At 41.8% G+C, this 19,478-nt stretch carries 18 protein-coding genes; 11 read left to right on the top strand and 7 right to left on the bottom strand.

Annotated features, from left to right (window positions below; all coding sequences use genetic code 11):
- Positions 1-88 precede the first annotated feature (88 nt).
- Positions 89-1,381, top strand: coding sequence for an aspartate kinase (locus tag BGP76_RS16925; protein ID WP_073120692.1), 1,293 nt, complete (start codon positions 89-91; stop codon positions 1,379-1,381).
- Between the two features lie 200 nt (positions 1,382-1,581).
- Here the strand turns inward: BGP76_RS16925 and BGP76_RS16920 are convergent, their stop codons facing one another.
- The gene (locus BGP76_RS16920) at positions 1,582-2,052 is read right to left on the bottom strand and encodes a low molecular weight protein-tyrosine-phosphatase (protein WP_255416152.1); all 471 of its coding nucleotides are present in this window, start codon (positions 2,050-2,052) and stop codon (positions 1,582-1,584) included.
- A 663-nt stretch (positions 2,053-2,715) separates the two neighbouring features.
- Positions 2,716-3,837, bottom strand: coding sequence for a DUF6588 family protein (locus BGP76_RS16915; RefSeq protein WP_147407499.1), 1,122 nt, complete (start codon positions 3,835-3,837; stop codon positions 2,716-2,718).
- Positions 3,838-3,995: 158 nt separating this feature from the next.
- Here BGP76_RS16915 and BGP76_RS16910 point away from each other — a divergent pair, with 158 nt between their 5' ends.
- Together BGP76_RS16910 and rsgA are read left to right on the top strand one after the other, a co-directional pair.
- Positions 3,996-4,625, top strand: a complete 630-nt coding sequence (locus BGP76_RS16910) for a peroxiredoxin (RefSeq protein ID WP_073120695.1) — start codon at positions 3,996-3,998, stop codon at positions 4,623-4,625.
- A 68-nt stretch (positions 4,626-4,693) separates the two neighbouring features.
- On the top strand, positions 4,694-5,617 hold the full coding sequence (gene rsgA / locus BGP76_RS16905) for a ribosome small subunit-dependent GTPase A (RefSeq protein ID WP_119845538.1): 924 nt from the start codon (positions 4,694-4,696) through the stop codon (positions 5,615-5,617).
- On the opposite strand, the gene BGP76_RS16900 is transcribed toward rsgA, so the two are convergent.
- Entirely contained in the window at positions 5,614-6,555 is a 942-nt protein-coding gene (locus tag BGP76_RS16900) for a glycosyltransferase (RefSeq protein WP_119845537.1), read from the bottom strand. The two genes, rsgA and BGP76_RS16900, sit on opposite strands and share 4 nt — an antisense overlap.
- A gap of 112 nt (positions 6,556-6,667) precedes the next feature.
- Here BGP76_RS16900 and BGP76_RS16895 point away from each other — a divergent pair, with 112 nt between their 5' ends.
- From BGP76_RS16895 to BGP76_RS16875, 5 genes are all read left to right on the top strand, one after another.
- On the top strand, positions 6,668-7,042 hold the full coding sequence (locus tag BGP76_RS16895) for a hypothetical protein (RefSeq protein ID WP_119845536.1): 375 nt from the start codon (positions 6,668-6,670) through the stop codon (positions 7,040-7,042).
- Positions 7,043-7,137: 95 nt separating this feature from the next.
- On the top strand, positions 7,138-10,131 hold the full coding sequence (gene secDF / locus BGP76_RS16890) for a protein translocase subunit SecDF (protein ID WP_119845535.1): 2,994 nt from the start codon (positions 7,138-7,140) through the stop codon (positions 10,129-10,131).
- Positions 10,132-10,197: 66 nt separating this feature from the next.
- Positions 10,198-10,965: a Rossmann-like and DUF2520 domain-containing protein gene (locus BGP76_RS16885; RefSeq protein WP_119845534.1), complete on the top strand. Its 768-nt coding sequence runs from the start codon at positions 10,198-10,200 to the stop codon at positions 10,963-10,965.
- Positions 10,966-11,244: 279 nt separating this feature from the next.
- Positions 11,245-11,670 (top strand): DUF1987 domain-containing protein, encoded by a 426-nt coding sequence (locus BGP76_RS16880; protein ID WP_073120709.1) that lies wholly within the window; start codon positions 11,245-11,247, stop codon positions 11,668-11,670.
- Between the two features lie 501 nt (positions 11,671-12,171).
- Positions 12,172-12,372: a CsbD family protein gene (locus tag BGP76_RS16875; RefSeq protein ID WP_073120712.1), complete on the top strand. Its 201-nt coding sequence runs from the start codon at positions 12,172-12,174 to the stop codon at positions 12,370-12,372.
- Between the two features lie 60 nt (positions 12,373-12,432).
- Here BGP76_RS16875 and BGP76_RS16870 read toward each other — a convergent pair whose 3' ends face one another.
- The 4 genes from BGP76_RS16870 to BGP76_RS16855 all read right to left on the bottom strand — a co-directional run bounded on the left by BGP76_RS16870 (position 12,433) and on the right by BGP76_RS16855 (position 16,935).
- On the bottom strand, positions 12,433-13,566 hold the full coding sequence (locus BGP76_RS16870) for a sensor histidine kinase KdpD (RefSeq protein ID WP_119845533.1): 1,134 nt from the start codon (positions 13,564-13,566) through the stop codon (positions 12,433-12,435).
- A gap of 123 nt (positions 13,567-13,689) precedes the next feature.
- The gene (locus BGP76_RS16865) at positions 13,690-14,538 is read right to left on the bottom strand and encodes an HAD-IIA family hydrolase (RefSeq protein ID WP_073120720.1); all 849 of its coding nucleotides are present in this window, start codon (positions 14,536-14,538) and stop codon (positions 13,690-13,692) included.
- Positions 14,539-14,541: 3 nt separating this feature from the next.
- Positions 14,542-15,585, bottom strand: coding sequence for a hypothetical protein (locus BGP76_RS16860; protein WP_119845532.1), 1,044 nt, complete (start codon positions 15,583-15,585; stop codon positions 14,542-14,544).
- Positions 15,586-16,935 carry a glutamine synthetase family protein gene (locus BGP76_RS16855; protein ID WP_119845531.1) on the bottom strand — a complete coding sequence of 450 codons (1,350 nt, stop codon included), beginning with the start codon at positions 16,933-16,935 and terminating at the stop codon, positions 15,586-15,588.
- A 163-nt stretch (positions 16,936-17,098) separates the two neighbouring features.
- On the opposite strand from BGP76_RS16855, the gene BGP76_RS16850 reads away from it, so the two are divergent.
- The 3 genes from BGP76_RS16850 to BGP76_RS16840 all read left to right on the top strand — a co-directional run bounded on the left by BGP76_RS16850 (position 17,099) and on the right by BGP76_RS16840 (position 19,439).
- On the top strand, positions 17,099-17,590 hold the full coding sequence (locus tag BGP76_RS16850; RefSeq protein WP_119845530.1) for an SRPBCC family protein: 492 nt from the start codon (positions 17,099-17,101) through the stop codon (positions 17,588-17,590).
- Positions 17,591-17,691: 101 nt separating this feature from the next.
- Complete coding sequence (locus BGP76_RS16845) at positions 17,692-18,612, top strand: TerB family tellurite resistance protein (RefSeq protein WP_084190406.1); 921 nt, start codon at positions 17,692-17,694, stop codon at positions 18,610-18,612.
- 119 nt (positions 18,613-18,731) lie between these two features.
- A complete protein-coding gene (locus BGP76_RS16840) occupies positions 18,732-19,439 on the top strand; it encodes a YebC/PmpR family DNA-binding transcriptional regulator (protein WP_073120731.1) in 708 nt (235 codons plus the stop codon).
- The last annotated feature ends 39 nt before the right edge of the window (positions 19,440-19,478 follow it).

Here is a 19,478-nt window from a genome sequence, read left to right as displayed (position 1 = left end):
GATCCAACGTGTGGACTTAGTGTTTTCGTCTAGAAGACACTTTCAATAAAAGCCAGACGTTCGAACTGACTTAAAAATCAATAAACAGATGAAAGTATTCAAGTTTGGAGGTGCTTCCGTAAAAGACGCACAAGCAGTAAAAAATGTAGCAGATGTCATCAAGATGTTTTGTGACGATGAGCTCGTCATAGTCGTCTCAGCTATGGGCAAGACGACCAACCACCTAGAAGAGCTCGTACAGCGATACACAGACAAACAAGACTGGAAAGAAAAACTAAACTGGATCAAAAACTTTCACCTCGACATCTCCAAAGACCTATTCAATGGAGAGCACGAAATCTGTGAACGCATAGAGTCGATATTCGAAGGAATAGAAGCCTATCTCGAAGGAGCTGAAGGCAAACGCTATGCGGAAGTTTATAGTGAAATGGTAAGCCAAGGCGAGCTATTGTCGACACGCATCATCCGTGCCTATCTCAACGAGAACGTCAAAAAAACCACTTGGCTAGATGCTAGAAAATATATCAAAACAGACCTCAACCTCACCGATTCTAGAGTGGACTGGGAGCTGACCAAAAGAAATATCTCTAAAAAAGTCCCTAACTACACCAAAGACGGCCTGGTGATTTCTCAAGGGTTTATCGGGTCCAATGGAGAGGGAAAGACGACTACACTAGGACGTGAGGGGTCAGATTTTAGTGCTGCGATCTTCGCAACCTGCCTGCAAGCTGAGTCCGTGACCGTATGGAAAGATGTACCTGGCGTCATGACAGCTGATCCACGCAAAATGCCCGAAGCAACTGTGATCCCTGAGCTCCGCTACAACGACGCAGCAGAGATGACCTACTACGGTGCATCTATCATTCACCCTCGCACCATCAAACCGCTCGCACAGAACAAAATCAAACTCTACGTGCGCCCATTTACTGCTCCAGAAAATATCGGAACAGTTATCGGTAAAGGTCACGCAAAGAAGCATCCCGCTTCTTTCATTGTCAAAACCAAGCAGGTATTCATCGAGTTTGGTGTAACTGACTTCACATTTATTGATGAGAAAAAACTGAGCATTATCTTCAATGCGCTCGATCAATTAAACATCAAAATCAACCTAATGCAGAACTCTGCAGTGAGTTTTGCAATCTGTATTGACAAGAAGTTCGATAAGGTAGAAAAACTCATCGATCAATTACAAGATGAATTTGATATCGAGTTGCGAGAAGATTTAGAGCTGTTGACAATCATAGGTTACGACCAAAAAGCACTAGACTCTGTCTACCACAGAGAAGAAATCATACTTCAGCAGAAAACCAAAAAGGTGTTCCACTTACTCTATGTGCCCGAGAAGAAGCACCTGGTACTGACTGCACAAAAAGCTAAGTAAGCTGATTAAAAATTTATTCGCCCTCCTAAAGAGGTGAAACCAAATCAGCAACACGAACTAAAAAAGGGTGCAGACTAAAAAATCTGTACCCTTTTTAGTTCCAATCACCATCTCAGACCTGGGCTTCTCAGAGAAACGAATAGAACTTTTGAAAAGGCAATCAAGCGGTTAACTTTACATAAACACGCTAAGGATACTCACTAGGCCTGTTCTTCTATTTGAATATGCGAAATGAGCTGATCGATCGCCCTAGACATCATCACAAAGATCTGTTCGAACCCATCATCACCACCATAATAGGGGTCTGGCACATCCAGGTCACCATCCGCCTCTGAGTCAAATTCTCGCATTAAAAACAAATTAGATGGCTTCTCACTCACTAATGCGGTCATATTGTAATAGTTACTACGATCCATTGCAATCACATAATCAAACTGCTCAAAATCTTCCGCTTCAAACTGACGTGCCTTGTGCGAGATCGGTACATCATACTTTAGAGCGACAGCCACAGATCTGTAATCAGGGTCTTTCCCCACATGATACGCCGCTGTACCTGCAGAGTCTACCTCATACCCTAGTGACTGAACCTTGTTACGAAAGATCGCCTCTGCCAGTGGAGACCGACATATATTCCCTAAACACACAAACAACACTTTCTTCATCTGCTTCATAAATACTATTTATCTAACCAATCAAGTTGTTCATCGAATACAAGTGTATAATTCCATGATTATACATACTTTTACTCAGAAATAATTAATCATTCAATGTCTCGGAAAACAAAATCTGAACTTTCGTTCATTATCAAGATTTCCATCCTGTTCATCCTTCTATTCGCAAGTAAACTTACAAAACCTGATCGTGATTTAGCGATGGGCAAAACTAGCTTGGCAAAAAAAGATTCAGTTTTTGTCATCAATACCCACAATCTAAAATAGGCCTCAGTCGACTCAAAGGCATTTTTTACCCCTCTTTGAAAAATAATTTACTTTTTTTTTGGCCCTTCGGGTTACTTTCCTCTGCCTCGCTGTATATAACAGTACATAACACAAATTTTATTCATACACCTGTTTAACATTTTATCAAAATGAAAAAGCCCCGAGTCACTTCGGGGCTTTTTGGTTTCCAAGAATTTGGATCGAAAAATTTAGAAGGTCAAAATTCAACATCTGCCTGATTTAGCCAGCAGATAGATAACGAAACAATCTTGGATCTCTCATCTGAAACACCAATTGAACCTCACCTTAAACGGGTATGCATATACCCAATCAAACAAAAAAAAAGCGTCTTGATAACTCAAGACGCTTCCAATATAATATCATTTTACTTGCAACTTATCTCACAGAGAATCCAATACCAGCAGTGATCGTATTATACTCCTGGAAAGTGTAGTCTGCGTGTATCGTAATAATTGCCAATTTCAACCTCATACCTAATGTCCCTCTCATTCCACTACTCAAATAATCTTCATCTATGGGATCCGTTAACGTAACTGTCACCCCTGTATTGTCATCTTCTATATCATATGTTCCCAATACTTTTAAATTAGTAGTCGTATTATTATAGCCAACCCCCCCATAAAGAGTCAAAACGGAAAGTTTTTTAGACACTAACAGCTGGTAAGTCCATGAGTTGATACCTACTTCTCCTTGCTGATTTTCACCATCAATAACCTCTCCATTTGAATTTAGACCAGATTTAGCATATATCCTATTATACCCTACCAACACAGCCATATCTATAGGAATATGCTTGATCGCAGGAATCCATTGCTTAAAATCATGCATAAGCCCTAATCCAAACATTCCAACACTAGATTCATTATCATAGTCATCATTAAACCTCTGCGTAGGCATCCATCTTACTTTAAGATCTGTATTTTTAATCAATCCTATTCCTGCTTGAACCATAGGCATGGGAACATAACCGTTGTAACTATCATCCAAGGCTAAACCTGGTGCTGTCTCAAATTCAGAAACAATCGTTCGATCATATGTTTCATCATAATATTCTGCAGTAATTCCAGTAGTCGTTTCATCTCCAAATAATGTAGAAGTGGATGGCTGATTCGGGTCTTTTAATTGAATATTTTGATAATCCGTCTCGATTATATCAAAGAAAAAGTCATCCTCAGGAGCTCGTGAAGCATTCAAAGTAACTGTAATATCAAACCCCAATGGTTTATGTGTTTTGGCAGTATTGTACCAACCACCAGCGACTCCATACCCTAAACCTTTAACCATCGGGTTTAGGTATTTACCCATATAAACCCCTGCATCTTCAGACCCTGCTTTCAAAAATGCAGTAGCTTCGGTCATATCCTGAGCCTGAGTAGCAGAAGTACCGAACAGCAGGCTCATCAGTACTACAGCTGCTCCTTTCGTAAAATTCAATTTCATATTATTCTTATTTTGGTTTTGCAAAGCTAAAACTAAAGTGAAATCCATTAATCTCATAACAAATCATTTTTTAGTCGATAGACACCTATATATTTTAGATCAATAGAAAATCTATATGGATATAAAGAAAATTTATTTGCATTCACAAGGATTGCCTATCAAGCAAAGTAGATTTGCGATATCAAATTATTGAAAAACACAAAAACGAAATAATTATGTCATTAGTAGGAAAAAAAGCCCCTCTATTCAGTGCCCCAGCTGTTATTGATGGAGAAGAAATAGTTGAATCATTTTCATTGGATCAATACATCGGTAAGAAAGAAGTCATCTTCTTTTTCTACCCAAAGGATTTCACTTTTGTATGCCCAACTGAGATTTTAGCATTCCAAGAAAAACTTGCTGAATTCGAGAAAAGAGGTGTAGCTGTTGTAGGTGCTTCGACTGATACTGAAGAGTCACACCTTGCATGGTTGTCTACTCCTAAAAACAAAGGAGGGATCGAAGGAGTCACTTACCCTATCGTAGCAGACACTAGCAAAACTATTGCTAGCAACTACGGTGTATTGGCTGGAGATTGGGACTATGACGAAGAAGGAAATCTTTCTTTCAACGGTCTACCAATAGCGTACAGAGGTACGTTCTTGATCGACAAAACTGGTACAGTAAGACAAGAGACAATCAATGACCTCCCACTAGGAAGAAACATCGATGAGATGATCAGACTAGTAGATGCTCTACAGTATGTAGAAAAGCACGGCGAAGTATGTCCAGCGAACTGGGAAGAAGGTAAAGAAGCAATGCAAGCAACCAAAGCAGGTGTAGCTGACTACCTATCTAAGCACTAAGCGAGAATAAAAATTAACATTAGAGACCGTCCTGATACATATTGGGACGGTTTCTTTATTTTTGGGCTGTGCTAGGAATCGTGAGTAAATCTATGGGGCTTTGGTATCAGGTGGAATCAGCTGATGGACAAATGCATAACTGTCGTCTAAAAGGTAAATTCAAACTGGAGAACAAGAAAATCTCAAACCCAGTTGCAGTAGGAGACCGAGTCAAACTCATCGAAGATCAAGGAGACGACAGCACCATGATCATCTCCGAAATTCTCCCCAGAGATAATTATATCATCAGAGTCTCTCCTAAAAAAAAGGGCCACAGCCACATTATCGCTTCCAATCTGGATCAAGCCATCATCGTCGCTACAGTAGGCACCCCAAAAACATCATTGGGCTTCATTGATAGATTTTTGGTCACCGCCGAAGCTTTTAGGATTCCTGCCACCATCCTCATGAATAAAATAGACCTACTAAGCGAAGAGGATATCGAAAAACTCAAAGAGAAAATGACTGAATATGAAGCACTCGGCTATCAAGTGCTATATATCTCAGCATTATCATCTAACGACATAGAGGGGTTGAAACAATTCCTATCTGGAAAAACATCGCTGCTCACTGGACACTCTGGCGTGGGCAAGTCCACGGTCGTGAATGAACTCATCCCTGAGGCTGAACAAAAAACCTCGGAGATATCCGATTTTGCAAACAAAGGAGTGCACACCACAACTTTTGCCGAACGCTTCAAATTAGCAGAAGGAAGCTACATCATAGACACTCCTGGCATCAAAGAGCTGGGACTGGCCGAGATAGAAAAAGATGAGCTGAGCCACTACTTCCCAGAGCTACGTGCACTACTGGGACAGTGCAAGTTCAGCAACTGCACACACACTCATGAGCCCGGCTGTGCGATAGAGTCTGCCTATGAAGACGGTAGAATCTCTCAATCCCGCTATGATAGCTATCTAAGTATGCTAATGGGAAATGACAACAGGCGCTAACGGGCGTATTTGACCCAGTGGATCATCTGTCTCATCACACTAAGGTTGATGCCAAAATTCAATCTGCGCAAACACTTGTAGAATAAGTCACTCTTATCTATTTCTATCAATAATTTCATAAAGCCCTCAACCTCCTGGCGACATCCCGTCAAAAACGCATGACGAATCTCATATCTCAACCGACGGGCAAGTGCTTCATCTTCCAATTCGCTCCTGTTGAGCTTACGTATTTTCTGACATACAAGGACAGTAGAAGCGACCTTCTTGTCTTCGTACTTATATAAGGTATCTGAATGCGAGTTTTTTACGCGGCGGATGCGGGTTAGCACTTGATCTTGATAAGCATAGCCCCAATCTCTTGACGATCTAATCCAAAAATCAAAATCTTCATAAGCCAGTTCTTTATCATAACCTCCCAGATGATCCAACACATACTTTCGGATCATCATCGTCGGAGGTGGAACGAAGTAGGTGTCTATCAATTTTAAATATACGTCTCCTTCGTATGCTTCATATTGTCCAGACTGAAAATGGCGCTTGGTCTCCTTTCCTTTTTCTGATATATATACTGCGTCTGAGTAGATTACTCCTACGTTTTCGGACTGCTCTTCAAAGAATTCAACTTGCTCCGAAATACGATTTGGTACGAGCAGATCATCACAGGCCAGATCGATTACATATTTGCCAGTAGCCAGTTTGAGTCCCTGATTGAATGCTGTGGTATTCCCTACATTGAATTTTATATCTACATAGGGAACATCTGGATATCTTTCCAAAAAACCATCAATAAGCTCCTTGCTCCCGTCTTCACTCGCATCATCGACGATAATCATCTCAACCAAAGCATAATCCTGCGCCACCACTGACTCCAGCGTTTCTAGAACGAACCGAGCTTGGTTATAACATAGACAGATGACCGACACCAGTGGCTTTTGCATCTCTCAAAACTACAATAGATATCCCTAATCTGCTCTGTCCGTTGGTTTTATCCAACGTTTTCATCGGTATGCTTTCAAACTTTTCGACTTTTGTCTACTTTCGTGACCCGTTATGAAACGAATCGAAGACATATCAAAGCGAAATGCTCTCATCCTAATCCTTGGGATCATGGTCGGCTTAGCCGTTATTGGCCAGCCCATCGCGGTGAATTATGTCAAGAGTCATACCTGCTGTGAGCTAAAAAAGAAACAGCAATCAGATGAGACTACCGATGACGTTCCTCAAAACCAAGAAGAAATCTCAAGCCTAGAAGCAGTTGCTCCTACCGCGCAGATTCAGGTACTTTCTGTAGAGTATGATATCTTGGAAGGCAAAATCTCTTTCATAGAAACGATCCGAGATTACCAACACGCCTTCAATGAAAAGCTCAGCGAGAAACTACTCAAAGTGCTCTTCAACTACATCATAGCCCCTAACGCTCCCTAATTTCCCGATTAGGAATATTGCCCGCCGCCCTCACTGCGGCTCACACTCATTACGATTTTATCAAACAATAATTACTTATATAACATCATATACAAATGAAAAATAAAGGAGGAGTAATATTACTCACGGTAGTGGTCTCTTTGCTTTGCGTCTATTACCTATCGTTTACATTCGTAGCACAGCGAATCAACGAAGAAGCGACCGCAGCAGCCACTGTTGACAACACGACAGATTATGCTAAGAAGCAGCAATACCTCGATTCGATCTGGAAAGAGCCCGTCTACAACCTATTCGGTATCGAGTTTACCTACCAAGAGATCAAAGAAACTGAGTTAAATCTCGGTCTTGACCTAAGAGGTGGTATGCACGTGACTTTGGAAGTGTCTCCTGTGGAGATCGTCAAAGGAATCAGTGGAGACAGTAAAGACGCTGACTTCTTGAAAGCTCTTGACATGGCCAAAGAAAACATCAAAGGCACGCAGCTTGACTTTGTATCAGAATTTTACGCCTCATTCAAAGAACTCGCTCCAGATAAAACCCTGGCTAGCGTATTTGCGACGGCAGCCAACAGAGGTAGAATCAACCTCAGCACACCAGATGAGGAAGTAGTATCATTGATCAACGAGGAAGTAAATGGAGCAATCGAAAGATCATTCAATATCCTCAGAACCAGGATCGATAGATTCGGTACCTCACAGCCTAACATCCAGCGCCTACAAGGTACAGGTAGAATTCAAATAGAGCTACCAGGTGTCGACAACCCTACAAGAGTTAGAAAGCTTCTACAAGGTGTAGCTAAACTAGAGTTCTGGGAAGTACACGAGATTAATGAGATCTTCCCTACACTACAGGCCATGAATGACGTAGCTGTGAAAGATCAGCAAGCACAACTTTCAGAACTAGTCGTAGAAGGTGAAGAAGCGGCACCTGCTCAGAAAGAAAACATTGACGACCTACTAGGATCAGATGATACTGAAGCAGACACTGCCTCAGGAGATGATCTAGCGTCTCAGCTCGAAAGTGACAGCACGGCGATAGACTCTGCAGCGATGGCATCAGAAGTATCTCCATTGTTCAGTCTACTACAGGCGCAGTACGGGTTGATCTACAACCTTAGAGATACGGCAAAAATAAACCGTGTGCTAAAAGACGAAGCTGTACAAAGAAGCATCCCGTCTACAATCAAATTTTTGTGGGCAGTGAAGCCTATCAGGTCTCAAGATGCCTTAAGCCAAGACGAGTTCATCGAACTATACGCAGTGAAAACCAACCGTGGTGGCAAAGCGCCATTGACTGGAGAAGTAATCATCGACGCGAGACAGGAGCTAGATCAACGATCAGCACCATCTATCGGCATGAACATGAACGCAACTGGTGCTAAAAAATGGAAGCGATTAACTGCTGACAACATCAACAGAAGAATCGCTATCGTACTCGACGGCTATGTCTACTCTGCACCTAACGTACAAGGAGAAATCCCGAACGGTAGCTCACAGATCACAGGTAACTTTACACTCGAAGAAGCAAAAGATCTTGCTAATATTCTCAAAGCAGGTAGCTTACCCGCTCCTACAACTATCGTAGAAGATGTAGTGATCGGACCTACACTTGGTAAAGTAGCACAGGGACAAGGTGTCATGTCTATCGTAGCAGGTCTAGGTATAGTAATCTTATTCATGATCGCTTACTACTCTAAAGGTGGTTTGGTAGCGAACTTGGCGTTGTTTTTCAACGTATTCTTCATCCTCGGAATTTTGGCTCAGCTCAGCGCGGCTTTAACCCTCCCAGGTATCGCAGGTATCGTACTGACGATCGGTATGTCTATCGATGCGAACGTGTTGATCTTTGAAAGAATCAAAGAAGAACTAAGAAATGGAGCCGGCGTTAAACAAGCTGTTTCTTCTGGATATCAAAAAGCATACTCATCTATCGTAGACGCAAACGTCACGACACTATTGGTTGGTTTGATCCTTTATTTCCTAGGTCAGGGACCTGTCAAAGGGTTTGCAATCACGCTGATCATCGGTATCATCTGTTCATTCTTCTCTGCCGTATTCATCACTAGAGTAGTCGTAGAGTGGATGACCAAAAAAGGTGACCAGAGCAAAATCTCTTTCTCTACTCCATTGTCTAAAAACTTCTTGACGAACATGAACTTCGATTTCATTTCGAAAAGAAAGATGGCTTATATCTTCTCTGCGGTATTCATCGGGATTGGGATGATTGCCATGGTGACCAAAGGACTGACTTACGGGGTAGATTTCACTGGAGGTAGATCTTATGTAGTTTCTTTTGAGAAGCCTGTCGTTTCGTCTGATCTGAAAGTGGCACTTTCTAGTACGTTTGACAACCAAGGGGTCGAAGTAAAAACTTTTGGAGCGGATAACATCCTAAAAATAACGACTAGTTATTTGATCAACGATGAGTCTGACGAAGCAGATGCTAACGTCAAAAAAGCGTTAATTTCAGGTGTTGCAGACTTCACGAAGCTCACTTATGTACAAGATGACACCAAAGCTGGAGAAGGAGACTTCACCATCGCTAGTTCATCCAAAGTAGGAGCAACCATCGCCGATGACATCAAAAACGCATCGTTCGAATCAGTCGTTTTTGCGCTGATAGTGATCTTCCTATATATCCTCGTTCGATTTAGAAAATGGCAATTTGGTTTAGGAGCGATCATCGCCCTATTCCATGATACACTGTTCGTGTTATCAGCTTTCGCGATCGCTAACCTGATCGGCATTTCATTCGAAGTAGACCAAGTATTCATCGCTGCGATGCTGACCATCATTGGTTACTCGATCAACGATACCGTGGTAGTATTTGACCGTGTCAGAGAAAACTTAGGATTAAAACAAGGTTCAGATTTGAAACCAGTATTCAACGAAGCGCTCAACAGTACTATCAGTCGAACGATGATTACTTCAATCACGACATTGATCGTGGTATTGATCCTCTTCATCTTCGGTGGAGCAGTGCTAAAAGGGTTCTCATTTGCTTTGATCGTAGGTATCTTAATTGGTACATACTCATCAATTTTCATTGCTACACCTGTAGTAATTGATTTCAACAAGAAGAAAAACTAAGTTAAACAACTAAGACATAGAGAGCCTCTGGTCATTTGATCAGAGGCTTTTTTTATACCTTTGGATATGAAAATAGTCCTCATCGGTACAGGCCGAGTCGCCCAGCACCTCTCCAGTCGCCTACATCAGTTAGGGTTGCTACACAGCATCTACGGCAGGGCACTAGCCAAAGCCCAGGCAATAGCTACTAGCCACCGAGGTGTGACTGCCACCGATAACTTAGACTTTTCCCAAAGTTCGGCAACCATCTATCTCATAGCCGTCTCCGACTCGGCGATTGCCCCCGTAGCACAGCAGCTGAAACTCCCACCAAATGCTACAGTCGCACACTGTTCGGGCACTACAGATCTCGATGCATTGGCTAACCATAATTTCACAGGCATATTCTACCCACTGCAGACCTTCACCGAGTCTTCCACCATCGACTGGCCTTCCCTACCAATTCTCATAGAAGGGAGTACTGCAGAGACAACACAGGCACTATTGTCGCTCGGGACCAAAATCAGTAGTCAGGCAAAAGTGGTGGATGCCAATGGACGCAAACGGCTACATGTCGCAGCAGTTTTTGCCAGTAATTTTACCAATCGCATGCTTTACGCAGCACGGACCGTACTTCACGCCTCTGACCTAGATTTAAAAATCCTAGAACCGCTCGTGCATTCATCCATCCAAAACGCTTTTGAGCAAGGGACTCAAAACAGCCTGACAGGTCCTGCACAACGAGAAGATCACACAACACTAGCCCATCATCGTGACCTACTATCACAAAACCCTAAACTCCTGCAAATCTATGAGTTAGTCACAGCTTACATTTTAGACACAAAAAACAGCTAGAACCTTGTATTTAGGACGACTTTTCCAAGTCTTCGCACCTCAAAAGCACGCCTCTTTATAGGTATTTTCCCTATACACTTATTGGTAAATACTCCAACAAAAAACCCATTTGAGACGAACTGAACCACTTTACACTTTCACTCACGATAATTATTAGCCTATAAAAACAAATCACCTAAAGATACAAATACGAAAATCCCGTATTTTATTAATGATACTTCTTCATCATCTTTGAAGAACTAATAATCAGGGACATAGACCATTTAAACACACTGCGACATGAAAGGATATTTCATCAGACCATCGAGGATCACCCCATCGGTTTACTTCAATCCAAAAAACCAACTTTTGGATGTCAGAGGAAAGTCTAGTCCTGAAAATGCGTTGGCATTTTACAACGTTCTCCTACAGAATATTGATAGCTATGTACAGTTAGATGTAGCGAAATTGACCGTCAACATGGCATTCGAATACTTTAATACGAGCTCGAGCAAATGTCTGTTTATGATCTTAAGAAAATTAGAAAGTGTAGAGCAGTTAGGCAAGAAAGTAATTGTCAACTGGTACTATGAGCAGGATGATGAGGATATGAAAGAAGCAGGTGAGGACTTCAGTTCGTTCTTCGAATATGAGTTCAACTTCAAAGAGGTTCCAGTCATCAACACCCTCGGGGGGATAGTCGAGAAAGACGAGAAAGCCGCATAAATTAGAAAGATTTTTACGTTAAAAATTATAGTCATGAGACCAAAATTGAAAACAGCGAAAAGAACAGTAGTACAGGTGTTTATCGGTACATTAGTGACTTACGGATTTGTGTTCGTATGCGCTATGCTGAGTGTTATGGTATAATTACGACCAAGTAGATCCTAGTGAAGAGGAAACAGTGAAGAGTAGTGTTATGCTACTAAAGAATACAGGCGAGCTATGGGAATAAGAAACGCAATGTAATTAACAGGATTCTACAAAGTAATTGAATTATTAAGGTGGTAAAAGGCTCTGATCTCTTCAGAGCCTTTTTTATTACTCTGCATGGTTCCAAATCTCATCCGCTAATAAAAAGAATAACTTCCAAGCTGTGGCACACCTTCTACACCCTGTAGAAACGAGTACACCTAAGAGACACCCAAACCCACGCTTAATCACTCAAAACCGACTTGGTACACTTTTTTCAGTGTCTACATCAAACACAATTAAACCCCTATAACTATGGATTTACAATTGAAAGGAAATAAGAATATCATTAAAGGTAAGCTTAAAGAGAAATATGGAGAATTGACCGATGACGATCTAATGATTTTAGATGGAGAAGAAGATCAAATCATGGGTAAGCTTCAGCAAAAACTCGGAAAGTCCAAAGATGAACTTGAAAAAGAGCTCAATGACTGGATCAGCAGCAAAACCCTCTAAATCCCCCGTACCCAAACGAAAATGGGAAGTCTGTTAACTACTTGGCTTCCTGTTTTTATTTTAGACCTTTTTAGGACTACATGGGATAACAATCTCAAATGCTGTACCTACGCCTAACTTACTCTTCACGGCTATTTTACCACCCAACTGTTCCGTCAAACTCTTAATAATAGAAAGGCCTAGACCGTTAGAATGCTCTCCAGCAGTCGGTCGCGCACTGAGTCTAGTAAAGGGTTTAAACATCTTCGCCTGATCCTTTTCACTAATCCCAGGCCCTTCATCCCGCAAGACAATCTTGACTTTACCCTCTTCCACTAGATTAATATCTAAAAACATGCTTTTTTCAGGTTCTGAAAATTTCATTGCATTAGACATGAGATTGTCCATTATACGAGAAAGAAGGCCCATATCCGTATTCAATTGAATCTCTTTATAAGCACCTGATATTCGGAGTGACTGATTTTTGGCGACCAAGGCTTTTTCGAAATTCATCTTCCAGCTAGAGAGAAACTCTGGGATAGAAAACGCTATCAATTTGAGTTCTGGCTTCATCTTCTTCGCCATGTTGATATCCAACAAATCACGAATCATTTCATTGCCTCGCTGCACAACCGTTCGAATCTTTGAAATATACTCTACCTGATCCGCATTCAAGTTCCCATCCATGGAGATGAGCTGGATCAGACCTTCTATATTGTTGAGAGGTGTGCGAAGATCGTGTGCCACGACGTTCATCATCCCGTCCTTTTCTCGGTTGAGGTCCGACATTTTTTCGTAAGAATTACTCAAATGCTCGAAAGCCTCTTCAATCGCAAGATTCTTAAATTTAATCTCCTCATAAGCCATTTGGAGCTCCTCGGATTTTTTCTGGAGTTCTTCTTTTTGTTTAGAGATTTCAAAAGTCCTTTCCTCTACTTTCTTTTGGAGAACTCTTCTTTGGATTTTGATCCTTCTAAAGAACTGCTTAACAATCAAGTAAGCTCCTGCCAAAGAAAAAATCGCCAACAATGTAAATAGGAGGTCAAAATTTCCGCTCGCAGTACGCGCATATTCGTCCCCAACTTCTGGCGCCTCTGGCAAGTTCCCTACGGCCTGTAGCAATTCTCTTCCACTAAAACTAATGCGATCCCACAGACCTAGTGTCCCTATGGTCACCATTCCTATCCAATACCTCAAGATGATAACTAAATACATAACTTCCTCAAAATGCTGTGCCACGGGGTGTATACAGATGTTATGTGGATTAACTACCCGAAGATAAAATAATTTAGATGGATGTAAGGCTAGTTTTCGATTAACTAATCGTGAATCTACGTGTTAATAAACTACTGCCGACGGACAGACAAAATCAGGAATAATCCCCATCGCTTTAATACGTTCTTCGTAGTGTTCTTTGAGTGTATTACCCGTCAAAACTAGTGCTGTATCAATCCCAAATTTATTACCTCCAATAATATCTGTAAACAAAGTGTCTCCTACCATCAAGACACGTTCTTTGTCAATCTCACGTGTACTCAGCGTGTGCTCATAGGCGAAGATAAACATACTAGAATCTGGCTTACCAAATTTGATAAACTTACGACCCGTGATATTTTCTACCATGTCCGCAATACTCCCTACAGCTATCGCGACCATTCTATCCGATACGGGATAGGATTTGTCAGTATTAGCTACCATCACAGGAATATTCCTCAGGCGAAGCAAGTTGACTAGTTTATTGAGGTCCTCTCGCCAGTCAAACCCTTCGTCATCTAAGAATACCAGTGCATTGACATCATCAATTTTATTCAGATCCAAGTCTGCAATAGACAGTGCCTTGAGTCCTGTTTCCTCTAGGTAGTGAGCAGACTGCTTAGTCCCTAGATAGGCCACTTTACCGTCCTTCACTTTCATACGCAAGTACTCACGCGCGAGCATCCCCGACGAGATGATCTTCTCCTCATTGATCATCGTAAAGCCCGCATCTATATAGCTTTGAGCAAGTGACTTAGGCCCTTTGGAGGCGTCATTTGTCAGGATATAAAAGTCAATTTTCTTTCGAATGAGGTACTCAAAGGTCTTCTCAATATGTGGGATCATCCCACTAGAATTTTTGAGAACCCCAAAGGCATCAAAAAATACTACGTCGTAGTTATCCACTACTTTTTTAAACTCTGTAATCTCCATCTATTATAATTCTAGGGCACTCAATATTTTTTCTGCATCAAACTGATCGATCTGCGGTAGATAAATCTCGTACGCTTCACGCTGCAGTTTGGTCGCATATACTTCGTGAAAGAAATATCGACCATCCTTGATTACATAATTCAAGATAAAAAAACGATAAGCCTCCTTCATGAATAACACCTCATTTCGCGTGAGCGGATACACTTTATGGTATTCTTTAAGGAACAATATAAAACGATTTTCATTAAGAGGGTCTATCAAATAGCTGAATTCCTCACGGTCTCCAATCGTGGAGCATACACGGCTAAAGAAATAAAAATCCATGATCCGAGAACTCATCCTAAACCAATCATAGTCCCATCGAGAATAGAATCTGTTGTTCCTATCCAATGAGAAATTTCCGATATTCCAATCGACGAATACGGGGATAGATGGCCATTCGTCCGCTCCCAGATCATCTAGATTCTTGTAAAACAAAGCGATCTGCGACTTGATCGTATCGATATTGCCACGATGTTCGTACTGCCCGTCTTCCGTCTCTGTAATACTCAATAGATGATCCAAGTCCGACCTCAGGGTCTTCGACCAGCTCGGCAATATATTCCTAATCTGATAGGACGCCTTGTGAAATTTGGCCAACTCCGTTCCTAAGTTTTTGATCTGTGACTTGCTCAAAACCTTAGGAAGCATTTTGCGAATTTTGATCGGATTGTAAAACACAACCCACGCATCTAAAATAGCATCTTTGTGCTGATAGGTAAACAACTCATGCCCTTTGGTCAGCGACCTAGAGATGAACTCATTGTATGGGTCAGTCAGGTTGATAGACATTGAATTAACCAAGGAGTGATCCTCCAAAAAATTCTTGTACGTGCCGAAATAGGACAACTTTGCGATGATCACACCGCCTGTCTCTAGCTTCAGCTTAAAAACGTGATTGGTTGACACGCGAGCACTGATATCGTTGATCGATATGACTTCTCGTGAACTATCGTACTGCTTCCAAGCCTCTAAGACTATTTCATTAAAGTTGAGTTGTTTGTTCATTTATATTATTTCAAAATATCGTTTTAATTCCCAGTCAGAGACCGTTTTGATATATTCATTCCATTCGTGCTCTCGGGTCATTGCAAAATGCTTCACAAATTCCGCACCCATCAGCTCTTTAGCGAGCTTCGATCGCTTCATGTTTTGTGTTGCATCATAGAGGTTAGACGGGAGCTTTTTGACCCGTTTATTCTCATAGGCATTGCCCTTTGTGACCGCTGGTAGTTTCAACTTGTTTTCTATTCCATAGAGCCCAGACGCTAATCCTGCCGCCATGCATAGGTATGGGTTGACATCCGCTCCTGGTACACGATGCTCGATCCGCATAGCTGACTCCTTTCCATTGATCACGCGCAAAGCAGTCGTGCGATTATCAATACCCCAAGTTACAGTGGTAGGTGCCCAAGCTCCCGCTACCAGCCTTTTGTAGCTGTTCACGGTCGGAGCAAAGAAAGGCATCAACTGCGGCATACAGTGTAACTGCCCTGCCAGATAATATTCCATCAACTCACTCATGTGATGCTCGCCTTTTGGATTGTAAAACAAGTTCTTCCCCTTGTCATCTAGTAGGCTCTGATGCATGTGCCCCGAACAACCCGGTAAGTCCTGGTTCCACTTGGCCATAAAACTCGGCACAATATCGTAGGGATGAGCGATCTCCTTAATAGCTGTTTTGAATAGCACTCCTTTATCGGCAGCTCTTAAGATGCTATCCTTTTGGATCGCTGCTTCGAATACTCCTGGACCAGTCTCTGTGTGGAGACCTTCGAGGGTCACATCGTACGCTTCGCACTGATCAAAAATATCATTGAAATAATTACTCCCTTGAGCCAGACGTATCAGCGAATACCCGAACATCTCATCAAATATCGGTATAGGGTTTTGATGGTTTCTATCATCCGATGATTCGGTGGTTTTCTTAAAATTGAACCACTCGTACTCCATCGCAAACTGTGCATGATACCCCATCGATTCAGCCTTTTGACTAATCTCTTGCAGCAGGGAGCGTGGACATACTCCACGCGATGGTTCGCCTGCGGCATAATCAGCCAAAAAGAACGGTACATCTCTATCCCAAGGCACTTTCCTAAAAGTTGACAAATCCACGCGTGCCTGACCATCTGGAAACCCCGTCTCCCAACCTGTCACACTAGACTGATCATAGAGCTTATCTGCACTATCCCAACCATAGACCACATCACAAAAGCCAAAATGACTATCTAACCCGTCAAAAAACTTATCCTTATGAACATACTTCCCCCTCAAAACTCCATCTATATCCACAATTGCAAACTTGATTTTGTTGCTAGGATGATTCTTTACAGCTGCGATAATTTCCTCTTTGACCATATTATTTAGTGTCGTAAACTAAAGGATCGAAGTTAATGAAAAATGACACTTCAGCCATAGCACAACGATCGAATAAAAGACGTGTCAAATTGTTTACCAAATTCAAACAAAAATTAAACAATCTCGTTAAAAACCACTCTAAACTCCTATTAATCACACAACTATGATCAGTATTAAAAGTCACTCCGGGATCTATACTTTAGAAGTACGACAACAAATTCACACCACACTTGATGTGACTTGGAATTTTTTCTCTACTCCCAGCAATCTCACCAAGATTACACCCAAGCACATGGGGTTTGAAATCACATCAGACAACCTAACCCAAACCTATGAAGGACAAATCATCACCTACATGGTGGGGATAATGCCAGGGATTAAATCACCATGGGTCACAGAAATCACTCATGTCACTGATCAAAAATATTTTGTAGACGAACAGCGATTTGGTCCCTATGCCATGTGGCATCATGAGCATATCTTCGAGGAAAAAAATGGAGCAGTAATCATGACAGACCGTGTGTCCTACAAGCCTCCATTGGGCATCATAGGCAGGCTCATGCACAGCCTGTTCATCAAGCGGCAGTTGCTTAAAATATTTCGTCACAGATATGATTCCTTAGAAAATTTCTTTGGCACCCCTCCCAAGCTCTAAATACCATGATTGGGGTATTATAAGACTTTCTACCTCAGTGTACAGATTCTATTCGGCTTTTTTTAATTAATTTGTGCTTGCAATAACTCAATCACACTAAAATGACGCAGACCTACATCAAGGACATGATCGATGAGATCGCCGCTTCGAAGAAAAAAAGAAAGCAAGATGCACTAGCGGCCTACGAGACGGGGATGGAGCTCATCTTTAAGTCAAAACCAAAGTATGACTCCTTGAAAGAAACTTTTGGTGAGCAGGAGCCTGAGTTTCGCGTGCTTGCCAATGACCTAGCCAAAGAGGTACTGCAGTGTGGGATTGATTATTTCAAAGCAGTGCAAAACAACAGTGGTTTTACAGGCGAAAATGCATTAGAGATTCTAAGAAGCGCGGACGAGTTTGCGCTAGATACACAAATCAAATCTAGAATAGCGGACAATATAGAAGGCGTCAAAGACTGGGTAAGCAACCAAGCCATGCGTACCAGCCAAAGCAGGATTTATAATTTCCCATCCATTGCTTTCAAAACAGCATTTTCTTTCATGACTTGTGACGGACACATTGACGCCAATGAGATCGCACTAATTCGAAAAATAGCTAGAGAGAGCGAATTGTTTGGGAACATCAATGTAGACGAAGAACTAGAGTTCCTCATCGAAGTGATCAATAGCATGGGAATGGGTTTCCTCAAAGATTATTTCAAAGTCCTAAAGAATGCTACCTTAACACAAGACCAAGAGTTGGTGCTCATCAAAGTGGCCATGGACACGTTGAATGCTGATGCAAAAGTGGACTACAACGAAGTGAAGTTCTTCCGCATCTTCCGCACTATGCTAACCGTGAGTGACGAACAAATCAAAGAAAAAGTCCAAAGCATCAGTGACGAATTTCTAGAGACTGATATCTTTTCAAAGGCCTATTTGGATCAATTGTTCGACGACTACTTCGAGCATGCCAGCATACCCGTCTTCTCTAAGATGTCTCTGGACTCGAAGAGAAAATATATACGTCCTGACGTAGATTGATTTTCAGTCAGGATCAACTGTCGCCCCTTTCAATAAAAATATACCTGTATTGGGTGCACTTCATATATACAGAAATATAGCCATCCTATATATTTGTATTTCTAATCAATATAACAACAATGGGAAGAGCATTTGAATTTAGAAAAGCTAGAAAACTAAAGAGATGGGGTCAGATGGCAAAGACCTTTACACGTATCGGTAAGGACATCGTCATTGCTGTAAAAGAAAATGGTCCAGACCCAGATACCAATTCAAGACTGCGTGCAATCATGCAAAATGCCAAGGCGGTCAACATGCCCAAAGAAAATATCGAACGTGCTATCAAACGTGCGACCGACAAGGATCAAGGGGACTACAAAGAAACACTATTCGAAGGCTACGGCCCTCACGGTATCGCTATACTGGTAGAAACCGCTACTGACAACAACAACCGAACGGTCGCCAACATCCGTAGCTACTTTAGCAAAAACAACGGCAACCTAGGCACACAAGGATCTGTAGAGTTCATGTTTGACCACACGTGCAACTTCCGACTAAAAAGTGACGGACTAGATGCAGAAGAGCTAGAGCTAGAACTGATCGACTTTGGTGCAGAAGAAGTGTTCGAAGACGAAGACGGCATGATGGTCTATGGTGGATTCTCTGACTTTGGTGCTTTGCAGAAGTACTTTGAGGAGCATAACCTCGAAATCCTATCGTCAGGGTTCGAACGTATACCACAAACGACTAAGGAGCTCAGCGAAGAGCAACAAGAGGAAGTCAACAAACTCCTAGAAAAAATCGAAGAAGACGATGACGTCCAAAACGTCTACCACACCATGGCTTAAGTGATGAAATCCATAGAAAACAAAAGGCTGCTGGATAAT

It is taken from the genome of Reichenbachiella sp. MSK19-1 (genome assembly GCF_003590315.1).
Classification (GTDB): Bacteria; Bacteroidota; Bacteroidia; order Cytophagales; family Cyclobacteriaceae; genus Reichenbachiella; species Reichenbachiella agariperforans.
Note: the sequence above shows the minus strand (reverse complement) of the source record. Positions and strands in the feature narration are given on the sequence as shown.